The sequence below is a fragment of the Curtobacterium sp. MWU13-2055 genome, from assembly GCF_023242305.1.
GTDB lineage: Bacteria > Actinomycetota > Actinomycetes > Actinomycetales > Microbacteriaceae > Curtobacterium.
On the sequence record NZ_JALLIO010000005.1, the window covers coordinates 25,152 to 47,136 of the forward strand.

Annotated in this window: 27 protein-coding genes; 6 read left to right on the top strand and 21 right to left on the bottom strand. The window is 71.9% G+C overall.

The window, feature by feature from the left end; genetic code table 11:
* Position 1: 1 nt before the first annotated feature.
* The 3 genes from M4960_RS11760 to M4960_RS11770 are packed head-to-tail and all read right to left on the bottom strand — an operon-like array spanning position 2 to position 1,870.
* Positions 2-691 (bottom strand): HAD family hydrolase, encoded by a 690-nt coding sequence (locus M4960_RS11760; protein WP_131881863.1) that lies wholly within the window; start codon positions 689-691, stop codon positions 2-4.
* Between the two features lie 55 nt (positions 692-746).
* Complete coding sequence (locus tag M4960_RS11765; protein ID WP_173170259.1) at positions 747-1,388, bottom strand: MBL fold metallo-hydrolase; 642 nt, start codon at positions 1,386-1,388, stop codon at positions 747-749.
* 56 nt (positions 1,389-1,444) lie between these two features.
* Entirely contained in the window at positions 1,445-1,870 is a 426-nt protein-coding gene (locus M4960_RS11770; RefSeq protein WP_123937315.1) for a MarR family winged helix-turn-helix transcriptional regulator, read from the bottom strand.
* A gap of 52 nt (positions 1,871-1,922) precedes the next feature.
* On the opposite strand from M4960_RS11770, the gene M4960_RS11775 reads away from it, so the two are divergent.
* Complete coding sequence (locus tag M4960_RS11775; RefSeq protein ID WP_248704330.1) at positions 1,923-2,678, top strand: glycosyltransferase; 756 nt, start codon at positions 1,923-1,925, stop codon at positions 2,676-2,678.
* A 95-nt stretch (positions 2,679-2,773) separates the two neighbouring features.
* Positions 2,774-3,466 (top strand): hypothetical protein, encoded by a 693-nt coding sequence (locus tag M4960_RS11780; protein ID WP_123294878.1) that lies wholly within the window; start codon positions 2,774-2,776, stop codon positions 3,464-3,466.
* Positions 3,467-3,492: 26 nt separating this feature from the next.
* On the opposite strand, the gene M4960_RS11785 is transcribed toward M4960_RS11780, so the two are convergent.
* Positions 3,493-4,101, bottom strand: a complete 609-nt coding sequence (locus tag M4960_RS11785; RefSeq protein WP_123339097.1) for a helix-turn-helix domain-containing protein — start codon at positions 4,099-4,101, stop codon at positions 3,493-3,495.
* A gap of 67 nt (positions 4,102-4,168) precedes the next feature.
* Between M4960_RS11785 and M4960_RS11790 the strand changes: the two genes are divergently transcribed.
* Positions 4,169-5,155, top strand: a complete 987-nt coding sequence (locus tag M4960_RS11790) for an NAD(P)/FAD-dependent oxidoreductase (RefSeq protein ID WP_248704331.1) — start codon at positions 4,169-4,171, stop codon at positions 5,153-5,155.
* An 83-nt stretch (positions 5,156-5,238) separates the two neighbouring features.
* On the opposite strand, the gene M4960_RS11795 is transcribed toward M4960_RS11790, so the two are convergent.
* From M4960_RS11795 to M4960_RS11825, 7 genes are all read right to left on the bottom strand, one after another.
* A complete protein-coding gene (locus tag M4960_RS11795) occupies positions 5,239-5,904 on the bottom strand; it encodes a pentapeptide repeat-containing protein (protein WP_123937311.1) in 666 nt (221 codons plus the stop codon).
* 4 nt (positions 5,905-5,908) lie between these two features.
* Positions 5,909-6,328: a DUF6314 family protein gene (locus tag M4960_RS11800; protein ID WP_248704332.1), complete on the bottom strand. Its 420-nt coding sequence runs from the start codon at positions 6,326-6,328 to the stop codon at positions 5,909-5,911.
* Positions 6,329-6,337: 9 nt separating this feature from the next.
* Positions 6,338-6,592 (bottom strand): c-type cytochrome biogenesis protein CcmI, encoded by a 255-nt coding sequence (gene ccmI, locus M4960_RS11805; RefSeq protein ID WP_248704333.1) that lies wholly within the window; start codon positions 6,590-6,592, stop codon positions 6,338-6,340.
* A complete protein-coding gene (locus M4960_RS11810; protein ID WP_248704334.1) occupies positions 6,589-6,942 on the bottom strand; it encodes an SHOCT domain-containing protein in 354 nt (117 codons plus the stop codon). Before M4960_RS11810 ends, ccmI begins: the two co-directional genes overlap by 4 nt.
* A 168-nt stretch (positions 6,943-7,110) precedes the next feature.
* Positions 7,111-8,196 carry an NAD-dependent epimerase/dehydratase family protein gene (locus tag M4960_RS11815; protein WP_248704335.1) on the bottom strand — a complete coding sequence of 362 codons (1,086 nt, stop codon included), beginning with the start codon at positions 8,194-8,196 and terminating at the stop codon, positions 7,111-7,113.
* Complete coding sequence (locus tag M4960_RS11820; protein WP_111085852.1) at positions 8,196-9,389, bottom strand: zinc-dependent alcohol dehydrogenase; 1,194 nt, start codon at positions 9,387-9,389, stop codon at positions 8,196-8,198. Before M4960_RS11820 ends, M4960_RS11815 begins: the two co-directional genes overlap by 1 nt.
* Before the next feature lie 124 nt (positions 9,390-9,513).
* The gene (locus tag M4960_RS11825) at positions 9,514-10,401 is read right to left on the bottom strand and encodes an aminoglycoside phosphotransferase family protein (protein ID WP_248704336.1); all 888 of its coding nucleotides are present in this window, start codon (positions 10,399-10,401) and stop codon (positions 9,514-9,516) included.
* Positions 10,402-10,423: 22 nt separating this feature from the next.
* On the opposite strand from M4960_RS11825, the gene M4960_RS11830 reads away from it, so the two are divergent.
* Positions 10,424-10,792 carry a nuclear transport factor 2 family protein gene (locus M4960_RS11830; RefSeq protein WP_248704337.1) on the top strand — a complete coding sequence of 123 codons (369 nt, stop codon included), beginning with the start codon at positions 10,424-10,426 and terminating at the stop codon, positions 10,790-10,792.
* Between the two features lie 75 nt (positions 10,793-10,867).
* Here the strand turns inward: M4960_RS11830 and M4960_RS11835 are convergent, their stop codons facing one another.
* From M4960_RS11835 to M4960_RS11875, 9 genes are all read right to left on the bottom strand, one after another.
* Positions 10,868-11,425, bottom strand: a complete 558-nt coding sequence (locus M4960_RS11835) for a TetR/AcrR family transcriptional regulator (RefSeq protein WP_207913300.1) — start codon at positions 11,423-11,425, stop codon at positions 10,868-10,870.
* A gap of 27 nt (positions 11,426-11,452) precedes the next feature.
* Entirely contained in the window at positions 11,453-12,985 is a 1,533-nt protein-coding gene (locus tag M4960_RS11840; RefSeq protein ID WP_243648991.1) for an MFS transporter, read from the bottom strand.
* Positions 12,986-13,054: 69 nt separating this feature from the next.
* Positions 13,055-13,693 (bottom strand): DNA alkylation repair protein, encoded by a 639-nt coding sequence (locus M4960_RS11845; RefSeq protein ID WP_248704338.1) that lies wholly within the window; start codon positions 13,691-13,693, stop codon positions 13,055-13,057.
* Between the two features lie 84 nt (positions 13,694-13,777).
* Entirely contained in the window at positions 13,778-13,975 is a 198-nt protein-coding gene (locus M4960_RS11850; RefSeq protein ID WP_248704339.1) for a hypothetical protein, read from the bottom strand.
* A 97-nt stretch (positions 13,976-14,072) separates the two neighbouring features.
* Positions 14,073-14,789: an NYN domain-containing protein gene (locus tag M4960_RS11855; RefSeq protein ID WP_248704340.1), complete on the bottom strand. Its 717-nt coding sequence runs from the start codon at positions 14,787-14,789 to the stop codon at positions 14,073-14,075.
* 150 nt (positions 14,790-14,939) lie between these two features.
* Positions 14,940-16,136 (bottom strand): peptidoglycan DD-metalloendopeptidase family protein, encoded by a 1,197-nt coding sequence (locus M4960_RS19775; protein ID WP_123937302.1) that lies wholly within the window; start codon positions 16,134-16,136, stop codon positions 14,940-14,942.
* Between the two features lie 123 nt (positions 16,137-16,259).
* Entirely contained in the window at positions 16,260-16,736 is a 477-nt protein-coding gene (locus tag M4960_RS11865) for an SRPBCC domain-containing protein (RefSeq protein WP_111085859.1), read from the bottom strand.
* Entirely contained in the window at positions 16,733-17,140 is a 408-nt protein-coding gene (locus tag M4960_RS11870) for a helix-turn-helix transcriptional regulator (protein ID WP_248704341.1), read from the bottom strand. The genes M4960_RS11865 and M4960_RS11870 overlap by 4 nt, the downstream gene beginning before the upstream one ends.
* Before the next feature lie 78 nt (positions 17,141-17,218).
* Complete coding sequence (locus M4960_RS11875) at positions 17,219-17,974, bottom strand: helix-turn-helix domain-containing protein (protein WP_248704342.1); 756 nt, start codon at positions 17,972-17,974, stop codon at positions 17,219-17,221.
* 76 nt (positions 17,975-18,050) lie between these two features.
* Here M4960_RS11875 and M4960_RS11880 point away from each other — a divergent pair, with 76 nt between their 5' ends.
* Entirely contained in the window at positions 18,051-18,869 is an 819-nt protein-coding gene (locus tag M4960_RS11880) for a sulfite exporter TauE/SafE family protein (protein WP_248704343.1), read from the top strand.
* A 29-nt stretch (positions 18,870-18,898) separates the two neighbouring features.
* A complete protein-coding gene (locus M4960_RS11885) occupies positions 18,899-20,785 on the top strand; it encodes a gamma-glutamyltransferase family protein (RefSeq protein WP_374202963.1) in 1,887 nt (628 codons plus the stop codon).
* Positions 20,786-20,909: 124 nt separating this feature from the next.
* On the opposite strand, the gene M4960_RS11890 is transcribed toward M4960_RS11885, so the two are convergent.
* Positions 20,910-21,953 carry an NAD(P)-dependent alcohol dehydrogenase gene (locus M4960_RS11890; protein ID WP_248704344.1) on the bottom strand — a complete coding sequence of 348 codons (1,044 nt, stop codon included), beginning with the start codon at positions 21,951-21,953 and terminating at the stop codon, positions 20,910-20,912.
* Between the last annotated feature and the right edge of the window lie 32 nt (positions 21,954-21,985).

Genomic DNA, 21,985 nt, shown 5'->3' on the forward strand with positions numbered 1-21,985 from the left:
CTCACGCGCGCCCACCCAGCGCGGCGATCGCGCCGTCCCCGGACCGCAGCGCGGCGAGCACGGCAGCGGCGTCGTCGTGGACCTCGGCAGCGCCGGCGCCGCGGAGTTCGTCGCCGCCGATGCCGCCGGTCATCACCGCGACGCAGGTCACGCCGACGCGTCCGGCCGATTCGACGTCCCACATCGCGTCGCCGACCATCACGGCAGCGTCCGCACGCACACCGGCCCGGTCGAGCGCCACCTGGATGATCCCGGGGTCCGGCTTCGCCTGTTCGACGTCCTCGGAGCTCGTCACCGCGGTGAGCCACTCCTCGGCGTCGAGCAGTTCGCGCAGCCGCGTCAGTTCGTGCTCCGGAGCACTCGTCGCCAGGACGACGGCGTGCCCGGCCTCAGCGACCGCACGGAGCAGGTCACGGGCGCCCGGCAGCAGCCGAAGCTGCGGCATGTGCTCGGCGAAGTAGGCGGTGTGGAACTGCTTGACGGTGTCGCGCGTCTCGTCGGACGCGTCCGGCAGCAGCGTCTCGAGCAGCTTCGCGGAGTCCATGCCGATCGCGCGGTGGATCCGCCAGGCGTCCACGGACTCACCCGCTGCGCGGGCAGCGCGCCACCAGGCATCGATGTGGGCGTAGTTCGAGTCGACGAGCGTGCCGTCGATGTCGAAGAGGACTGCGGTCGAGGGAGCGTCGGACATCCCTCCATGCTGCCCGGGAGGCGCGGATCGCCTCCCAGGAGCACGGTCGCGTCCGTCAGACGGTGACGTGCTCACCCGCCTGGAGGATCGTGGTCGGCACGCCGCCGAGACCGTCGGTCCCGAGCATGCGGACGTTCATCTGCTGTCCCGCGTCGCTCAGCAGGAGCTCGTGGATCTGGATCGCGCGCTGCGGCGCGACCTCGCGGACGTAGTCGACGGCGGCGGCGGTGTGCGCCCACGGGCCGCTCGTGGGGATGAGCAGCGTGCCGACCGGGACCCCCGGCACGAGATAGGCGTCGCCCGGGTGGAAGACGGTGCCGTTCACGAGGTACCCGACGTTCGCGATCGTCGGGATGTCGCGGTGGATGACGGCGTGCTGCTCGCCGAAGACCTGCACGGAGAACGGCCCGACCTCGAACGCGTCACCGGCACGGACCGCAGCGACGCGGCCGTCGTGGTCACCCAGCTGCTCGACGATCGCCGCCGGCCCGCGGACCACGAGCGACGGGTTCGCGTCGAGCCCGGCACGGACGGCGTCGACGTCGAAGTGGTCGGCGTGCTCGTGGGTGATGAGGACCGCGGCGGCAGCGCCGGCAAGATCAGCAGCCTCGGGCGTGAAGGTACCCGGGTCGATGACGAGGGTGGTGCCGTCCTGCTCGAGGACGACGGTGGCGTGGTTGTACTTCGTCAGCTCCATGCGACAACACTACAACTGTGTTGTAGTTCTGGTGGCCGATCCGGGTGAGGGAGCACTCAGTCGGCGCGCCGGGCCAACCGTTCGAAGATGCCGGGCAGGCGTTCGAGGGCCGCACGTTCCTCGTCGTCGAGTTCCTCGCGGATCGCCGTCGCCAACCAGTCGGCCCGCGCCGTCATGTCGTGGCGGAGGACCTCGCTGCCGGTGTCGGAGATGCGGATGACCGAGACGCGGCGGTCGGTGTCCGATGCCGTCCGCTCGACGTACCCGAGGTCGGCGAGCTCCCCGACCGTGCGCGACTGCCCCTGGTGCTTCACCGCACGGCGACGGGCCAGCTCCGCGATCGGCATCGGGCCCTCGCGCTCGAGGAACCCGAGGGTCGTCGCGTGGGCGGTCGGCAACGAGTCCGCCTCCCGTCTCGCAGCGCGCACGACGCGGCCGATCGCGTGCCGGAGCTCCACGGCGAGTTCGTCGGTCCGGTCCATGCCCGGAACGCTACCGCGTGGCCGCACAGCGGACCTCCGGTTGGATCGGAGGATGGTCCGCGTCTCCGTCGTCATCCCCGTGCGCGACGACGCTGCGCACCTGCGACGCTGCCTCGACGCCCTCGCAGGCCAGACGCTGCTCGCGGACGAGGTCGTCGTGGTCGACAACGGCAGCCGGGACGACAGTGCCGAGGTCGCCCAGGCAGCGGGGGCGGTCGTGCTGACCGAACGGATCCGTGGCATCGCCCGGGCATCGGCGCGCGGCTACGACCGGGCCTCCGGCGACGTCCTCGTCCGACTCGACGCCGACTCCGTGCCGCCGCCGGAGTGGATCGCCGACGCGGTGCGGCTGTTGGCCGACCCGACGGTCGTCGCGGTGACCGGACCCGGGTGTCCACACGACGGCGGACCGCTGATCGGCCGGCTGTGGGACGCCGTCTACATGCGGCCGTACTTCGCGCTCATGTGGGCCGCGCTCGGCCGCCCACCGCTGTTCGGTTCCGCGATGGCGATGCGGCGGTGGACCTGGGACGCGGTCCGCAGCCGAGCGCACCGCGAGGACCCCGAGGTGCACGACGACGTCGACCTGAGCATGCAGCTCGACCCGGCCTGGCGGGTGGTGGCCGACCCCGTGCTCACGGTGCAGGTGTCCGCGCGACCGTTGTCGGGCCTCCCGTCCGCACTGTTGCGGACGCGACGCGCCTTCCACACGTTCCGCGTGAACGGCCGGCGGGCGAACCCGGTGCGTCGGTGGGCGCGGCGCGTGCGCGTGGGGCTGCGGGTACGCCGCGGATGGCGAACCCGCTGACGGGGTCACGGAACGGTGACGCTTGCGGACGCCGTCAGCACGTCCGCCTACGTTCGGGTGTGCGGGCACGTCCGCACGACGAACGAGGGGGAACGATGCGGCGATCAGCGCGCACGACGACATCCGGGATCACGGCGACGCTGACGGCGGCACTGGCGATCGGACTCGCCCTGTCAGGCTGCGCCCAGAGCGCACCAGCGGGGCCGGGCACGCCGTCCGCGACGACGGCGGAGAGCACCGGCACAGCGAGCACCGGCACACCGAGCGCCAGCACGAGCAGCACTCCGGAGCCGACATCGACGATCACGCAGGTCCCCGGGGTCGACTACGACGGCGGCACGGTGCCGGCGAGCTGCACCGATCTCATCACCCCCGGCAAGTGGGACGACGCGTTCGCCTCCACTCCGCTGAACGACCCCTCGGTCGTCGGCGACCCGATCGCGATCCCGAAGAGTGCCTTCACCCCCGTCCTGCAGGCCGACGGCAAGCGTCTGTACTGCGTGTGGCGGGAACCGCAGGCCGACATCTCCTACCTGTCGATCGCGGTCGACGTCGTGGACTCGGCAACCGCGAGCGCAGCGCTGCAGAAGCTGCCGGACGACGGTTACGACTGCGGCAACGAGGCGGAGGGCTACCAGTGCCAGAAGGTGTCGAAGAACGAGCAGTACCCCGTCACCGACGGGGACACCTACTTCACGCGTGGTGACATCGGCATCCACATCCAGCAGTCGAACATCGAGACCTCGGGGCTCCTCGACGACGTCATGGACCACGTCTTCACGTCGTAGACCGAGCGGGCCAGCGGGCCCGCGGGTCAGCGCGTCGGTCGCGACCGCACGTGCGCTCGCTCCCCCTGGGGCCCGTACAGGCACAGCACCTCGGTCACCGAGTCGGTGACGTTGCCCATCCAGTGCGGGGTGTGGGTGTCGAACTCGGCGACCTCACCCGGCCCGAGGTCGAGGTCGTGTTCGCCGAGCACCAGGCGCAGGCGGCCGGACAGGACGTAGAGCCACTCGTACCCCTCGTGCGTCTTGAGCGACGGTTCGCCGCCCGGTGTGTTCGGTGGGAACAGCTGCTTGAACGACCGCACGCCGCCGGTGCGCTTCGTCAACGGCACGACGACCCGGCCGCCGTGCACCTCGGGCTTCATGTGCACCCGGGGGTCGCCGGTCTGCGGTGCTCCGACCAGGTCGTCGAGCGGCACCTGGTACGCCCGCGCCAGTGGGAGCAGCAGCTCGAGCGTCGGCTTGCGCTGCCCCGACTCGAGCCGCGAGAGCGTACTCACCGACACCCCGGTCTCCTCCGACAGGGCGGCGAGCGTGACGTCCCGGTGGGCACGGAGCGCGCGCAACCGCGGCCCCACCCCGTCGACGACCTGCGCGGTCGTGCGGGGGGCGACTGGTTCCTGCGGGCCGTGGGACATGCTGCCCAGGTTGCCACATCAGCAAGGTTCCTTGCTGTCCGCGACCCATCGACCACATGCTCCTTGCATGCGTGATCACTACGACGTCATCGTCATCGGCGGAGCAGCCGCCGGCCTCTCCGCCGCCCTCGTCCTCGGGCGCTCCCGCCGCTCCGTCCTCGTCGTCGACGCGGGCGAGCCCCGCAACGCGCCGTCGGCCGGCGCCCACAACTACCTCGGGCGCGAGGGCATCGCCCCCGCCGAGCTGTCCGCGATCGGTCGCGACGAGGTCGCCGCCTACGGAGTCGAGGTGACGGCCGGGAGGATCGTGGCCGCGTCCGCGACGACGGGCGACGGTACCGACCCGGTCGGCTTCTCGGTCACGCTGGACTCCGGTACGGTCGTCACCGCCCGCAGGCTCGTCGTCGCCTCCGGCGCCGTGGACGTCCTGCCGCAGGTACCGGGCCTGGCCGAACAGTGGGGACGCGGGGTCGTGCACTGCCCGTTCTGCCACGGGTGGGAGATCCGCGACCAGCGCATCGGCGTGCTCGTGACGACACCGAACGGCGTGCACCACGCGCTGATGTTCCGGGCGTTGAGCGAGCACGTGACCGCGTTCGTCACCGATCCGGCACTCGTCGACGACACCGCCCTGGCCGGTTTGCAGGCCCGCGGGATCGAGGTCGTGGATGACACGGTCACGCAGGTCCGCTCGTCGGAGGGCACGCTGACCGGGGTCACGCTCGGCTCCGGCGAGGTCGTCGAACTCGACGCCCTGGCCGCGGCGAGCACCGCTGAGGCGCGCGTGGACTTCCTGACCGGGCTCGGCCTGGTCGCCACCGACCAGTTCATGGGTGACCTCCGGTACGCGAGCGCGCTGACGGTCGACCCGGCCGGGCAGACCTCGGTGCGCGGTGTGTACGCGGCCGGCAACGTGGCGGCCCCGATGGCGACGGTCATCGCGTCCGCTGCCGCCGGGGTCCAGGCCGGGGCTGCGGCCCACGGCGACCTGGTGCAGGCCGACCTCGCGGCTGCGCTGGCCGCCGCGGCGGGCTCCGGGCGAGTCTCGGCCTGAGCGACAGTCCTCGCGCTCGGAACCGCGAGGAGTGTCGTCCACACAGAGACTCGGGGCAGCCGGCCCGAGACTCGGGGCAGCCGTCAGTCGACGCGGTAGCCCGCCTGCGCCGCCAGCAGCGGGGCGAGCGTGTACAGCTGGTCGGCGCCGATCGTCGCACCGCGGAACCCCTCGAGGCGCTCGACCCGGTCGAGGTCCGCACCCCGCAGGTCCACGTGGTCGATCCGGGTGTTGGAGCCCTCGGCGTCGCGGATGCTGCTGCCCTCGAACGACACCCGCAGCAGCTTGGCGTCCGCGATGTCGAGCTCGTCGATGACGCAGTCGCGGAACACCACGTCGGTGAGCGTCGATCCGCGCAGGTTCACGAACCCGAACTTCATCCCGACGAACTCGACGCCGTTCAACCCGGAGTCGTACAGCTCGCCGGAACCGATGCGACCGCCGGACACCCGGACCTCGCGCCACGAACTGCTCGACGCCCGCAGCACGGGGGCGTCGAGCGTGTCGATGATCGAGTCGTGCACCCGCAAGCCACGGAAGTCGGCGCCGTCGCCCCGGAGCGTGTCGATGACGCACTCCTCGATCTCGAGGTCGGGCAGGCGCTCACCGGCCAGGTCGAGCACGCCGATGCGCTTCCCCTCGATGCGGTCGCCGGTCAGGACGTCGCCGGGGCCGGGGACCCAGTCCTGCAGGTCGACGGGCTCGGTCAGGGTGATGCGCGGGGCTTCGGTGCCGGAGGAACGTGCCATGGACTCAGTCTGGCGCGTGCCGGTGACGCTCCAGCACGCTGTCGAGCCGGTAGTCCTTCGCCGGGCCCCGGGCTTCCCAGCGCACGGTCCACCGCTGCTCGTCGCCGTCCAGTGCCCCGGTGTAGTCGTCCGGTGCACAGGCGTGGGCGACGCTCGCGCCCCACACCCAGTCGTGGAACACCCGGCCGTCGGCGAAGTGCACGGTCCACGCGTGGTCATCGTCGCGCCGGACGGTCAGCGTCCGGCACACCGGGGTGGTCCGGCCGCCGAAGGTCATCACGCCCGCTTCGTCCCAGCGCACCTCGTCCGTGCCGACCGCGGTCAGCGTCGTGGTGCCGGTGACGACGCCCTGCACGCCGGCACGCCGGTCGTCCAGGGACCGGCGGAGCACCCACTCCCCCAGCAGGTCCGTCGGCAGCAGCACCGCCCCAGGCTAACCGCGCAGGGCCTCGGCTCGCGCCGCCCGGTGCTCCTCGTCGGAGATCACACCGCGAGCGTGCAGGTCGTCGAGTTCCGCCAACCGCTGCTCGCGGAGCGTCCGGGGCGCACCGTTCGAGCGACGGCTCCGGACGACCGCGATCCACACGGTGACGACGACGGCTACCACGATGAGCCCCATCGCCACGCTCCACACGATGTCGTACAGCGGCGGGACGAGCGGGTTGTGCAGCTCCTCGGAGGCGATCATCCGCGCAGGGCCTCGGCTCGCGCCGCCCGGTGCTCCTCGTCGGAGATCACACCGCGGGCGTGCAGGTCGTCGAGTTCGGCGAGCCGCTGTTCGAGCGGCTTCTCGGGCGCGAGCGTCCGGCTCTGCATCGCCTGGTACACGATGTCCTCCTGCATGGTGAGCGGGTTCTGACCGCGGTCGGCCATCCGCTTGCCCCGGTAGAGCGTCAGGACGACGATCGTCAGGGTGGTGAGGATCGTCAGGGCTGCGACGACCCCGAACGCGATGCCGAACCAACCGCCGAACAGGTCGGGCATCCCCGAGCCGCCCGGTCCCTCGAGTTCACCGAACGCCGACCAACTGAGCACCATCGCGCTCCCCCTTCTCACAACGACGAGCGAAGCGTAGCGCGACCCGAGCGCCCGTTCCTTCCCAGAACACCCGCGATGGGAAGCGGAATCGGGCGTACCTGGTCGAAACTTCCGACCAGGTACGCCCGAAAGCACCCGCAACGCCCCGGCAGCACCCGCCCAGCCCAGCTACCCCCGCAGCGGATCCGACGCGGCCACGTGCGCACCGTCCGCGAACCCGGCCACGAGCGCACGCAACGCGTCTTCGGAGGTGTGCCGGGCCTCCCATCCGAGCACCGACCGGGCACGGTCGGTCCGCATGATCGGCACGCCGGCCGCGATGTCGATCCAGCCGGCGTCCGTCGGCTGCAACCGCAGCCGCCACGTCAGCGTCACGATCCCGCGCAGCAGTCCGAGCGGGATCCGCACGGCACCGAGCATGCCGAAGGCCCTGGCCAACCGCGGCGGGTTGAGCACCGGCGACGCGGCGATGTTGAACGCTCCACCGGCCCGCTGGTCGACCGTCCGCCAGTAGGCGTCCGCGACGTCGTCGGCGTGCACCGCCTGGAACACGAACGGGTACGGCAGGGGCAGCACGAGCCACCGGATCCACCGCACGATCGACATCGGCACGAGGCGTCCGAGGAACAGCCCGCGGATCTCGGCGGCGGCGTCCCGCTGGAAGATCAGCCCCGGGCGCAGCCGTGTGACGATCACGGACGGATGGTCTGCCTCGAACGCGTCCATCGCCGCTTCGTTCGCGGCCTTGTGGATCGAGTACGTCGCGGTGGGGATGCCGTCGGTCGGCCAGCTCTCGTCGACCGGGGTCCGCTTGCCCGCGGCGTCGACGCCCCGGTAGGTCCCGACCGACGACGCGACGACGACCTGCGGCACCCCTGCTCGCGCCACGGCCGACAACACGTTCGCGGTGCCGGTGACGTTCGTCCGGTACTGCAGCGGGATGTCGTGCGTCGGCTGCAGCGCCCAGGCCAGGTGGATCACGGCGTCGGCACCGGTGAAGACCGCGGTGAGCTGGCCGACCGCGTCGGACGCGCCGATGTCCACGGCGTGCCAGACGGCGGAACCGTACGGCTCCGCGTGCACGTCCGGCAGCCGCCGCGCGACCCCGACGATCTCGACGCTGCCGCCGCGCCCGTCGCCGTCGGAGGCACCGGGCGAAGCCCCGTCCGCCCGCGCGGCGACCCGCGCCTGCGCGAGCCGACGGAGCACCGCCGTCCCGACGTTGCCGGTCCCGCCGACGACGACGATCCGCATCAGGCGGCAGCCAGTGCGGGGTCGAGCACGACCTTGACGCAGCCGTCCTGCTTCTTCTGGAACACCTCGTACATGTGCGGGGCGTCCTCGAGCGACACCCGGTGCGTGGTCAGGTCGAGCGTGCCGAGCGGGTCCGACGGGTCCTGCACGAGCGGCATGATGTCGTCGATCCAGTGCTTCACGTTGCACTGTCCCTCGCGGATGGTGATCTGCTTGTCGAAGAGCGTCATCATCGGCATCGGGTCGGCCATGCCGCCGTAGACGCCGCTCAGGGACACGGTGCCGCCGCGACGGACCAGGTCGATCGCGGCGTGCACGGCTGCGAGCCGGTCGATGCCGGCGACCTCGATCGCCTTCTGCGCCAGGGCGTCGGGCAGCAGCCCGGCCGCACGCTGCGCGAAGCCGGCGACGGGGTTGCCGTGCGCCTCCATGCCGACGGCGTCGACGACCCCGTCCGGGCCGCGGCCGTCGGTCAGGTCGACGAGCTCCGGCACGGTGTCCTTGGTCAGGTCGAACACCTCGGCGCCGTGCTTCGCGCCGAGGTCGCGGCGGACCTGTTCGGGGTCGACGGCGAGCACCCGGTAGCCCAGGTGCTTGCCGATGCGGGCGGCGAACTGGCCGACGGGGCCGAGTCCGAGCACGGCGAGTGTGCCGCCCTCGGGCACGTTCGCGTACTGCACGGCCTGCCACGCGGTGGGCAGGATGTCGCTGAGGAACAGCCACCGGTCGTCGGGCGTGCCGTCGTCCGGGATCACGATGGGCCCGTAGTCCGCGTGCGGGACCCGGAGGTACTCGGCCTGGCCGCCGGGGACCTGGCCGTACATCTTCGTGTAGCCGAAGAGCGCCGCTCCCGAGCCGTACTCGGTGACCTGGGTGGTCTCGCACTGCGACTGCAGGCCGTTCTTGCACATCCAGCAGTGGCCGCACGAGATGTTGAAGGGGACGACGACGCGGTCGCCGACCTTGAGGTTCGTGACGGCGCTGCCGACCTCCTCCACGATGCCCATGGGCTCGTGGCCGAGGACGTCGCCCTTGTCGATGTACGGGCCGAGGACCCGGTACAGGTGCAGGTCGGAGCCGCAGATCGCCGTGGACGTGATCCGCACGATCGCGTCGGTCGGTTCCTGGATGGTCGGGTCGGGGACGGTCTCGACGGACACCTTCTCGGTGCCCTGCCAGGTCAGTGCGCGCACGTCGCGTTCCTCTCGTGGTCGCTTCGGGCCGGCCGGGAGGCGCGGCTCGCTTCCCCCTCTTCGGTACGCGCCCGCCCCGTGGTGCGTTCACAGCCCCGCCTGGGTTCGGGGCTCCGCCGCCCGGTCAGACGACGGGATCGGCGAGCACCGTGGCGAGCACGCGCTCGTGCTCCGCGCGGTCGCCCGGGCCGGCGCTGCCCGCGAGCATGATGAGCGCCTTCCACAGCGCCCAGCCACGCGCCCGCGCCCACGCGTCGGCGTCGAGCCCCACGGCTTCGTAGAACACCGGGCGCGCCGCCGGCTCGAGGAACGTCCACGCGAGCACGAGGTCGCAGGCCGGGTCGCCGACCCCGCACGTGCCAAAGTCGATCAGGGCGGCGAGGCGTCCCGCGTCGTCCACGAGCAGGTTGCCCGGCGCGACGTCACCGTGGAACCAGGCCCCCGGACGGTCCCAGGTCGAGGCGACCGCGTCGTCCCAGATGCGTTCGCACGCCGCACGGTCGACCTGCGCGCCCAGGGTGTCGAGTGCCGCGACGACCTCGGTGCCGTACACCGAGGGGTGCTCGCCACGGTGGAACGAGTGCACGCCGGCGGTCGGGCCCCCGGTGGCGGGGAGGCTCCGGAGCTGCCGGAGCACCGCGCCGACGTCGGCGGCGAAGCGCTCGTGGTCGAGGTCGACCGCACGTGCAGCCACCGTGCCGTCGAGCCACCGCCGGACCGACCACGGGAACGGGTACCCCTCGCCCGGTTCCCCCCGGCCGACCGGCTCGGGGACCGCGACGTCCAACCGGCGCGCCAGGTACGGCAGGACGTCCTGCTCCTTCTCGAGCCCGGGCACGTAGCCGGCGGCGCTCGGCAGCCGGACGGACAGCGCGTCGCCGAGTCGGTACGTGCGGTTGTCCCAGCCCTGGTGGTCGACCTCGCGCACGGGCAGGCCGTTCCACTCGGGGAACTGCGTCGCGACGAGTCGTTCCACGAGTGCGGCGTCGATCCGGGGCACTTCGGTGTGCATGGCCCCAGGTTAGGCTCCGGGCATGGCCACCGTGTCCGAGCTGCTGACCGCGAACCTCCACGACGTCTTCGGGAACCGAGACGCCACTTCCCGCCGAGCCGCGATCGAGCGGACGTACTCCCCCGCCGTCGCCTTCACCGATCCCGAGGGCACCGCCGTCGGCTGGGATGCCCTCGACCAGAAGGCCGCCGAGCTGCTCGACCGGGTGCCCGGCGCGTTCCAGTTCGTCGAGGAGGGCCGCCGCTACGTGTCCGGGACGCACGGGGCCCTGGCGTGGGGCTTCGGCCCGGTCGGTGCCCCGGCGGTGCGCGGCATCGACGTGATCGAGGTCCGCGACGGTGTCGTGGTCACCCTGACGACCTTCTTCGCCGAGCCGGGCGACACCGACTGAACCACGGGGGTCGGGCCGGCCGCCTGCCCTGGTGACCGGCGGGGCGGGCCGGCACCGGGCCTCTTGGCCGGGTCGTCAGGCGGGTTCTGCCAGGGCGAGCAGCGCGTCACGGGTGACCGCCAGCTCGCGTGCGTCCAGGTACGGCGGCATGGCGGTCGCTGCTGCGAGCCCCTCGGCCGCGTGCCGGACGACCAACGTGCGGTCCTCGGGCAGGCCGTCGCGCGCGAACACCGCGCGCCAGTCCTCGGCGTCCGCGGCGACGACCGCCTCGACCCCCGGCACTGCCATCAGACCGGTCCAGTGCGCCGTCGGCGAGAAGACCTCCATGGCGCGCTCGCTGCCGCCGCACAGGGTCCGCACGTAGGCGCGGAGGACCTTGCCGGGGCGGTTCTCGGCCAGGTCGACGTGTCGCAGCACCTCGTCCTTGAACGTCGCGAGACCGTGCGCGGCGACGGCGAGGAGCAGCTCGTCCTTCGACGGGAAGTGGTGGAGCAGGCCGCTCTTGGAGACGCCGGCGTCCGCCGCGATCTCGGCGACGCTCACCCGGGTGCCGCGCTCGGCGAGCAGCCGCTCGGCGGCCTCGAGGACCGCCTGTCGGGTGCGCTCACGATCGCGGGTGCCGTCAGTGCCCACGACGACCTTCAGTGCTCATGACGACCTTCAGTGCTCATGCGGTCCATCCTGCCGGTTCGGGATCACCCGGAGTGCGACCGCGGCGGCGACGGCGAGCGCCACGGCCGCGCAGATCGAGGCGAGCTGCATGCCGCCGGTGAAGGCGTGCCGCGCGTGTTCGAGGATCGGGTCGCCGTCCTGCAGGACCTGGGACGCCGACGCCAGGGACTCACGGATCCGGTCGCCGACACCGCCGCTGACCGCGCCGCTCGTCACGTCGAGGTTCGACCGGTAGAACGCGGTCTGCAACGAACCGAGCACCGCGATGCCGAGTGCGACGCCCAGTTCGTACCCGGTCTCGGAGATGGCCGAGGCTGCACCAGCACGCTCCCGAGGCGCCGCGGCGACCACTGCGTCGGTGGCCAGGGTCATCGAGACCCCGACGCCCAGGCCGACCACGGCGAGCGCGATCGCGATGCCCCAGTACGTCGGCAGCCCCTCGGCGAACGCGAGACCGGCCATGCCCACGGCGGCGACCGCCAGGCCGAGACCGATCGACCGGCCGGGTCCGACCCGCCGGGACAGCAGCCCGATGATCGCGATCACCGCGATCGAGGCCAGGGTCGCCGGCAGCTCGGCCGCGCCGGCGAGCAGCGGCGTGAACCCGCGGACCAGCTGCAGGTACTGCGAGAAGAAGAACAGCAGTCCGCTCAGCGCGAAGACCGACAGCGAGTTCGCGACGACGGCACCTGAGAACGCCGGGATCCGGAACAGCTGCAGGTCGATGAGCGGCGTCGTGAGTCGCTTCTGCCGGCGGACGAACCACCAGCCGGCGCCGATGCCGAGGAGCGCCGTCAGGGGCACCGTCCAGTCGAACCCGTGCCCGGCGACGTGCTTCACGGCGTACACGAGCGGCACGATCGCCAGTACCGAGAGGACGGCGGAGAGCAGGTCGATCGGGGTGCGCGAGCCGCCCTTCGACTCGGGCAGCAGGATCGCGCCGGCGATGACGATCACGACGATGACGGGGATGTTGATGAGGAAGACCGAGCCCCACCAGAAGTGCTCGAGCAGCGCACCGCCGACGAGCGGTCCGGCGGCGGCACCACCCGTCGCACCCGCCGACCACACGGCGATCGCGGTGGTGCGCTGCCGGGCGTCGCGGAAGATCGTGCGCACCAGCGACAGGGTCGACGGCATCAGGGTCGCTCCGGCGATGCCGAGCAGTGCCCGCGCGGCGATGAGGAGCTCGGGCGTCTGCGCGAACGCTGCGGCGGCCGAGGCCAGGCCGAACGCGACCGCGCCGATGAGCAGCAGGCGCTTCCGGCCGATCCGGTCGGCGACGTTGCCCATCGTGACGAGCAGCCCCGCGAGCGCGAACGAGTAGACGTCGCCGATCCAGAGCACCTGCGTCGCGGTCGGGTCGAGGTCCGCGGTCAGCGACGGGACGGCCAGGGCCAGCACGGTGCCGTCGATCGCCAGCAGCACCACGGCCAGGGTGAGGACGCCGAGGGACGCCCACTCCCGGACGGAAGCGCGGTGGATCGGGGCGGTGCTGGTGCTCGGCGTGGTTTCGGTCACCCGGTGACTCTAACCGACCATATGGTCGGTAGAGCCGACTGCACAGTTGGTTGCCAGCGTCGTCCGTGTTCAGGCTCGCAGACGGTCGCGATCCGCCGGCGGCAGGTGCTCGGTCGCCGTGTGGCGCGCCGCAGGCGTCAAGAACCGTCCGCTCTTCTCGAGGAACGCCACGAGCGCCGCCTCCGACGCGCGCTTGCCCGTCTCGCGCAGGACCCACCCCAGCGCCGACTGCACGGTGTCGCTCCGCTCCCGCACCAGGCGTCCGGCGATCCCGAGTGGCACCTCGGCGTCGCCCTGCTTGGCGAACGCCAGGGTCGCCACGACCGCGATCCGGCGCACCATCGCCACGTCGGACTTCACGAGCGCGAACAGCGGCCCCGTCGAGCCGCCCACGAGCGGCGCACCGACGAGCTCCTCGGCTGCCAGGTCGACCAGCGCCGGGTCGTCGAACCGCTCGGCCTTCGCTGCCGACAGGTACTCGTCGGTCAGCTCCGGATCGGGGTGCTCGCGCATCGCCTGCACCAGCAGTAGCACGGCGATGAGCTTCGCGCCGTCGTCGTCGCTCCAGAGCAGCGCCGAGCGCTCGCCGTCGTCGAGGCCTTCGAAGCGCCGTGCGACTCGGCGCGCTGCCGCCACGTCCCCGCTGGTGCGCGCGAAGGCGACGAGCACGGCCTCCGCGTCAGCCCCGGTCCCGCCGCGCGATGTCATCCGGTCAAGGGTATCCGCGCCGCCCCGCCCGCACTTCGTGAGCAGCAATGGTCGGGTGCCCGAAGGCTACCCGATTATTCCTGCTCACGAAGGTCGCTCCATCCGGATCACCACCGCGACATCATCGACGACGGCCTCGGCGACGAAGGCGATCGCATCCCGCTGCGCTCCGGCGGCCAGCTCGATTCGACTGACCTGCGAGATCGCTCCTGGCACCTGATCGTTCTGGACGACCCACCACCTCCCCTCTCGATGCGCGTGCGATGTGAACGTCGTGGTCATGGGTCCTCGTTTCGTGGCGGGGAGCAGGTCCTGCGCAGCCCGGTTGCACCCCGTGGTGATACGCAGTACATTGGCCGTACACCCCCGGATGTCTCGACTACCGGGCGCGAAGCCCCGCCTCTGGCGGGGCTTCTGTACTTCTGGCACGCCAACTCTTCGGTCGCGTGATGACACCGTGAACGTCCGCGATCCTGTCGGGCAGCTGCGAGTCGCGCATGACGGCCGCCCGAACGTGACGTACATGGTCGGGCTCCAGTGCGAGGAGACTCCGCGCAGGGGAAGGGCTCGGGCACATGAGCCCGATCTCGACGCCACCCCTTTCGCGGACGATTCGCAGTGCGTCGACGAAGTCGGAGTCGTTCGACAGGACGAAGGCCGCGTCTACCAACCCGTCCATCGCATCGCAGACCAAGTGCGCAGCCAGACTCACGTCCGACCCCTTCTCCTCGATCTTCCGGACCCGCACAGTGCGCGGGGAACCGTCGTCGTCCAGTTCGAGCGGACTCTTCGCCATCCATCGCCGATCGGAACGGAACGTGCCGAAGTGCGTGGTGACCGCGGGGAGTGTCGCGAGGGCGCGCAGGTAAGCGCTCTGCCTGGAGGGCGCCGCCGGATCTTCCCCTTCGACGAAACGCACGCGCGCAGTGAAGTACCGCACGAGGACGACCTCGAAATCCGGGAGGAGCGTCTCGCTCAGCCTGCGGACGTCCAGCCACCGGCAATCCGGCCGGTGTTCCAGGGCGCGGCGGTAGAGATTGAAGCCGTCGATGTACACAGCAGCCCGCGGTTTGCGGCCGACCTCTTCCACACCCATCGGGACAGTCTGTCATGTGATGTTCCACTTGATGGAGTGAGCGTTCGCCGGGTGCGGGGCGCCCGCACTTCGTGAGCAGGAATGGTCGGGTGCCCGAAGGCGACCCGACCATTTCTGCTCACGAAGCGGAACGCCGCCAGCGCTCCCGGATCAGCGGAAGTGCATGTTCTTCAACGGATCGACGAGCGTGCCGTTGCGCCGCGTCTCGACGTGCACGTGCGGGCCGGTCGACTGCCCGGTGTTGCCGGACTTCGCGATCTCGGTACCGAGCTTCACGATCTGGCCCTTCTTCACCTCGATCTTGCTGAGGTGGGCGGTGAGCACCGCGGTCATGCCGTAGGTCACGACGATGTAGTTGCCGTACGAGGCGTCGTTCGCCACGGTCTTGGTCACCTCGCCGGTGCCGGAGCCGTACACCGGGGTGCCGACGGGCACGGGGGCGTCGGTGCCCTGGTGGTAGCGCGGGACGTGTCCGGCGCCACGGTCGTCGCCGTACTTGCCGGTGATCTTCGTCCCGTTGACGGGCCATGCCAGTCCGGTGACGGGTCGGCTCGACCAGACGCGGGTGTCCTTGGCCCCGTAGAGCACGACGTTGCCGTCGACCTGCACGAGCAGGTTGCCGGAGCCGGCCGTGCCGGTGCGCGAGGTCCAGAGCGCGACCTTCTTGCGCGATGCGTCACGGGTCCAGATGACGAAGTTGCCCTTGGACTGCAGTTCGGCCCAGGCGCCGGGGTGCCCGCCGGTGCGCGACTGCCAGACGACGCGACCGCTGACCTTCTGCACCAGGTTGCCGTCGGTGCGCATGTTGAGGATGCGTGTGTTCGTGGTGTCGGAGCGCAGCACGGTGCCGCCGAGGAGCGTGTTCCCCGAGGCGACCCGGTCCTGGTAGGTGGTCCAGTTCACGACGACGGACTTGCCAGCGAGCAGCGCCATGGTGCCGTCGGCGCGGATCTTCAGCGCCGTCGAGTTCACGGTGCCGGCCGAGGCCCAGCGGGCCAGACGCTTGCCGTTCTTGGTGATGTCGAGGGCACGGTTCTTGCCGACGACCGCGATCGCACCGGGGGAACCGGCGGTGTTCGAGGCCCACAGCACGCGGTTCCCGATGCCGTACTCGACCAGGTTGCCGTCGCCCTGCATGATGAGCTTGAACTGGCCGTTCGGCGACGTCACCTGGTCGCCGGGGTTGATCTTGGTGCCGGCGGGTGCCGATCCGACCCACACCGCCGATGCTGCGGCGGGTTCAGCGGTCGCGACGAGGCCACCGGCGGCCAGGGCCAGCACCGTGAGCGCGCCGGCGAAGCGTGGGAGTCGGCGCGCACGTGCGACGGTCGACGGAGTGGTGGTCATGGATCCCCTGACTCGGAACCGACCACGCCCCTGCGCGGTCGTTCGGCGCTCGCCCTGTACGAGTCACCGAACGATGTTCGCTTTTCTGCGCGGGGCGCACAACCCCTTGACAGGGGGGTGCGGCTACGGCTGCTGGAAGAACTCCTTCGGTGTCGCCAGCAGTGCTTCGAGCTTGTGGAACGACTGCGTCCAGCCGGCGATGTTCATGTCGCGCATGAACTCGGGGAAGGGTCCCTGCGTCAGGGTGACGATCGTGCCGTCGCCGTCCTCGGCGAACTCGAGCGTCAGGGACAGCGCGGTGCCGTCCTCGACCCCGGGGATGCCGTGCGCGGTCGAGGTCCCGACGATGATCCGGTTCTCCTCGATCTGCTCGAGGGTCGAGGTGACGGGCGACGACCACTCGGCGTTGTCGTTGCTGACCATCGTGAGGTTCCAGGCGCCACCGACCCGCGCGTCGACCTCGACGGTGGCGACGGGGACGTGGAAGCCGAGGGGGCCGAACCAGAGCGCGAGCAGCGCCGGGTCGACGAACGCTCTGTAGACGTCGGCGACGGGGTGGGCGAAGCGGTGGGTGGCGTGGGCGGTGAACTGTTCGGTCATGACTGCTCCTGCGGATCGACGGTGAGGGCGGAACTGGTGGAACTGGCGGGTGGGGCGGTGGACGGGCTGCCCACCGGGGCAGGCGTGCGCTGGGCGGCGAGCAGGGCCTCCAGGCGGTCGAACCGGCGGTCCCAGTCGGGACGCAACCGGCCCAGCCAGGCGCCGAGCTCGTCGACGGCCTCGGGCCGGAGACGGCACGTGCGCCACGTGCCGTGCCGCTCGCGCGTGATGAGGCCGGCGCGTTCGAGCACGCCGAGGTGCCGCGAGATCGCCGGGGCGCTGACGTCGAACGGCTCCGACAACTCGGAGACGGTCGCCTCACCCTTGCCGAGCCGTTCGACGATGCGCCGTCGGATCGGGTCGGCGAGCGCTGACAGGACGACGTCGGTGTGGTCGGGTTCCATCGTCGCCTCCTCTGTGAGCCGGTCGGTTAATTAACCGTTGCGTTCAGTATGCGCTCGCACCCGCGGGAGCGCAAGGCCTCACCGGAACCGGGACGGCGGGGCCCCGAACGCCTTCGAGAAGGCGGCGGTGAACGCCGCGGGGGTCGCGTAGCCGAGTCGGCCCGCCACCTCCGTCACGGTGCCGCGTCGCAGGGCCGGGAGGCTCGCCAACAGTCGCGCACGCACGCGCCAGCTCGCGGGACCCACCCCCGTGGCCGCACGGAAGTGGCGGTCGAGGGTGCGTTCCGAGACGGCTGCCGCACGTGCCCAGTCGGTGTTCGTCACGTGGACGTCGGGCTCGGCCAGGTACGCCCGACACAGGTCGCGCAGGACACCCCGTGGCGGCAGCGAGACGCTCAGCGGGATCGGTGCGACGCGCTGCAGCTCGTGCAGGGCGAGCCGGACGAGGGTGCCGTCCCGGCCGCCGTCGTCGTAGGGCACGTCGAGCGCGTTGGCGGCGCGCAGCACCTCGCGCAGCAGGGGCCCGACCTCGACGACGGTGCACCGTGTCGGCCACCAGGGCACGGCGTCCGGCTCGACGTACAGGCTCCAGGTGCTGACGTCGAGCATCCGGACCTCGTGGGGCACCCCGGGCGGGATGAGCACGGCCCGGTCGGTCGGCACGGTCCACGAGCCGTCGTCGGTCTCGACGAGCATCACGCCGCTCGCGCCGTACAGCAGCTGCGCCCGTCGGTGCTCGTGCCGGGCGAGCAGGTGGTCCGGCGGGTAGTCGGTGCCGATCGGCAGGACGTCGAACGCCTGGTGGTCGAACTCGGAGACCGGGACGTTGCGCACACGTCGAGGCTAGGTCTCGAAGGAACATGCCGCACACCCGATCGTCCGCCGTGGTGATCCCGGCTGGGATGGAGGCATGTCGTTCGTCGTGCTCGTGGTCATCGGGGTCCTGGTCGGGATCACCACCGTCCTGTTCGGGTTCGGCGGTGGGTTCGTCACCGTGCCGATCATCACCGTCGCCGACGCAGCCCTCGGTGGCGACGCCGTCCGGGTGGCCACGGCGACCTCGGCCCTCGTGATGCTGGTGAACGCCGCCCTGGCCACCGTCTCGGCCCGGCGCGGCGCACTTGCACCACTCCGGGGCCGTTCGCCGCTGTTCGTCCTGCTCGGGGTCGGCGGCGCGGTCGGGGTGCTCGCCGCACGAGGGGCCCCGGGCGCGCTCCTGCGCTGGGGCTTCGTCGCCTACCTCGGGGTCACGGTCGCCGACCTGCTCCTGCGCCCGGGCTTCCTGCGCAGCTCGGCGACGGATCGCGCAGTCGCGACCCGCGGCGGTGGACGCGACCAGGGACCGACCCGCACCGGCGTGCCGACTGCCACGGGCCTCCCGATCGGTGCGGTCGCGGCGTTCCTCGGCGTCGGCGGCAGCGTGGTGACGGTCCCGATGCTGCGCCGGTCCGGTGCCACCATGACCGCGGCGACAACGCTGGCGAACCCCCTCACGCTGGCGATCACGCTGCCCGCAGCCGCGGTGACCATGCTGCTGCCGGCGGTCGTCCCGCACACCGCCGGACTCGTCGGCGCCGTCGACGTCCGGGCAGCCGCAGCCCTGCTGGTCGGCGCGATGCCGGTCATCGTGCTGCTCCGACGTCGCCCTCCGCACCTGCCCGAGGTCGTGCACGCCTGGGGGTACGTCGCACTGCTCGTCGCCGCAGGGATCGTCGTGGCCCTGGGCTGAGCGGCGAGCCCTGGGGAGAGGATGGGTGCATGCCGACGCCGAACCCCGCCTTCGTCCCGCCCGCCACGCAGACCTCGCGCCCGGACCTGCAGGGCACGTTCGGCATGGCGGCCGCGACGCACTGGATCGCGACCGCCACCGCGCAGTCGGTGCTCGAACGCGGCGGCAACGCCTTCGACGCAGCCGTCGCGGGCGCGTTCGTCCTGCACGTGGTCGAGCCGCACCTGAACGGCCCGGGCGGCGACCTGACGGCGGTGTTCGCGACGGCGTCGGACCCGACCCCGGTCGTGCTCGTCGGCCAGGGTCCGGCACCGGCCGGTGCGACACCCGAGCACTACCGCGCCGAGGGCCTCGACCTCGTCCCCGGCTCCGGCGCACTCGCCGCCACCGTCCCGGGTGCCGTCGACGCGTGGCTACTGCTGCTCCGCGACCACGGCACGTGGGAGCTCGCCGACGTCCTCGCGCCGGCGATCGGCTACGCCCGTGACGGCCACCCGGTCGCAGCCGGGGTGGTCCGGACGATCACCGCCGTGCAGGGACTGTTCCGTGACCACTGGCCCACGTCCGCCACGCTGTGGCTGCCGGGAGGCACGGTGCCGGTCCCCGGGGACCTGGTGCGCAACGAAGCGCTGGCCGCAGTGCTCGACCGGCTCGTCGACGCCGGTGACGGCTCCGACAGTCGGACCGCGCGCATCGACGCCGCACGGAGCGAGTGGGCCGAGGGCTTCGTCGCCGAGGCGATCGACCGCTTCGTGCGGGAGCCGCACCGACACGCGTCGGGCACCGACCACGCCGGGGTCGTCCGCGCGTCGGACCTGGCGGCGTTCCGGGCGTCGTACGAGCCCGCGGCGACGGCGGAGTTCCGCGGCTGCACGATCGCGAAGACCGGGCCGTGGGGTCAGGGGCCGGCGCTCCTGCAGACCCTGCGGCTGCTCGAACCGCTCGACGACGCACTGCTCGACCCGTCGACGTCGGTCGGCGCACACACCATCGTCGAGGCGCAGAAGCTCGCCATGGCAGACCGCGAGGCGTTCTACGGCGACGGCGACGTCCCGCTCCACGAGCTGCTGTCCGACGCGTACACCGACGAGCGGCGTGCGCTGATCGGTGAGCGGGCCTCGGCCGAGCTGCGTCCGGGCACCATCGCGGGCGTCGAGCGGGCGATGCCGCCGGCCCGGACGTCGTACTCCGCCGGCGACGGCGCTGGTCTCGGCGAACCCACGGTGCAGGTCGCTCAGGTCGCTCAGGTCGCGCCGGTCGCGCCGGTCGCGCCGGTCGCGCCGGTCGAGGACCGCGGCGAGCCGTTCGTGGCCCCGGACGGCGAGACCCGGGGCGACACCTGCCACATCGACGTTGTGGACCGCTGGGGCAACATCGTCAGCGCGACACCGTCCGGCGGCTGGCTGCAGTCGTCGCCGACGATCCCGGAGCTCGGGTTCTGCCTGGGCACCCGGCTGCAGATGACCTGGCTCGAACCGGGCACGGCGTCGACGCTCCGCCCCGGCGAGCGCCCCCGCACGACCCTGACACCGACCCTGGTGCTGCGTGACGGCGTCCCCGTCGCCGCGGTCGGCTCACCCGGCGGCGACCAGCAGGACCAGTGGCAGCTGCTGTTCCTGCTCCGGTGGATCGTCGGCGGGTACACCCCGCAGCAGGCGATCGACGCCCCGGCGCTGCACACGACGTCGTTCCCGGGGTCGTTCTGGCCGCGCACGTGGGAGCCGGCGGGGCTCGTGGTCGAGGACCGGCTCGGCGACGACGTCATCGCGGAACTCGAGGCACGTGGTCACGTCGTCACCCGCGCCGGCGACTGGAGCCTCGGTCGTCTGACCTGCGTCACCCGCAACCCGGCGACGGGCGTACTCGGCGCCGCGGCGAACCCCCGCGGTGCCCAGGGGTACGCCGCCGGCCGCTGACCCGCGCTGGTTCCTTCCCAGAACACCCGCGCTGGAAAGCGGAATCGGGCGTACCTGGTCAGAACTTCCGACCAGGTACGCCCGATTCGACCAGCTACGCCGCGAGGCGCCCCGCGTCAGATCGTCAGAGCGTCGGGACGACGACCGCACGGCCCGAGAGCTCGCCGGCTTCGAGCTTCCGGTACGCCTCGAGCGCGTCGGCCAGCGCGTAGCGCTCGACGTCGGGGACGATCTGCCCGGCGCGGTACATCGCGACGACCTCGTGCAGGTCCTCGATCGTGCCCCAGTAGGTGTTCGTGATCGTCGACTCGTACGGCGTCGCGAAGAAGTTCCACTCGGTGGTACCGCCGGCGATCCCGACGACGGTGAACCGGCCACCGACCGCCATCGAGGCCTGCGCGACCTTGATCGTGGGGGTGGCACCGACGAAGTCGAACGCAGCGTCGACGCCACGACCGCCGGTGATCTCGCGGATCGCGGCGGCCTGGTCCGGCCCGCCGGGCACGGTGATCGCGCCCCGGGCGGCGGCGCGGTCCATGGCGTCCTGCTTCATGTCCGTGGCGATGACCGTGGCGCCGGTGAGCGCTGTGAGGATCTGCACGGCGATCTGCCCGAGGCCACCGAGCCCGACGACGAGTGCGAAGCGGCCGCCACCCGCCAGGTTCGGCAGGGAGTTCTTGATCGCGTGGTACGGCGTGAGCGCGGCGTCGCTGAGCGGTGCGGCGGCGATCGGGTCGGCGTCGCCGAGCGGCACGAGGTTGCGGGCGGGGACGCTCACGTACTCCGCCATGCCGCCGTCCCGCCCGAGACCGATGCCCATGTACGGGTTCGTCGCGGCGTTCTCGCAGTAGGTGTCCTGCCCCTTCGAGCAGTACGAGCAGTGCCCGCAGCCTACCGGCCCGTAGACCAGGTAGGCGTCACCCTCGGTGAACCCGGTCACGCCGTCACCGACGGACTCGACCCAGCCGGAGTTCTCGTGCCCGAGGACGAACGGGGGCTGCTGCGACCCCGGAGCACCGGCGGCGAACTCGCGGTACACCGCGACGTCCGAGTGGCACGCGCCGGCACCTGCGACCTTGAGGAGCACCTCCCCCGGACCCGGGGTGGGCTTCGGGACCTCCGTCAGGGACGGGAAGGTCTGGTACTGCTCGAACACGACGGCGCGCATGATGGGTCTCCTTTGAACACCATCACGCTACA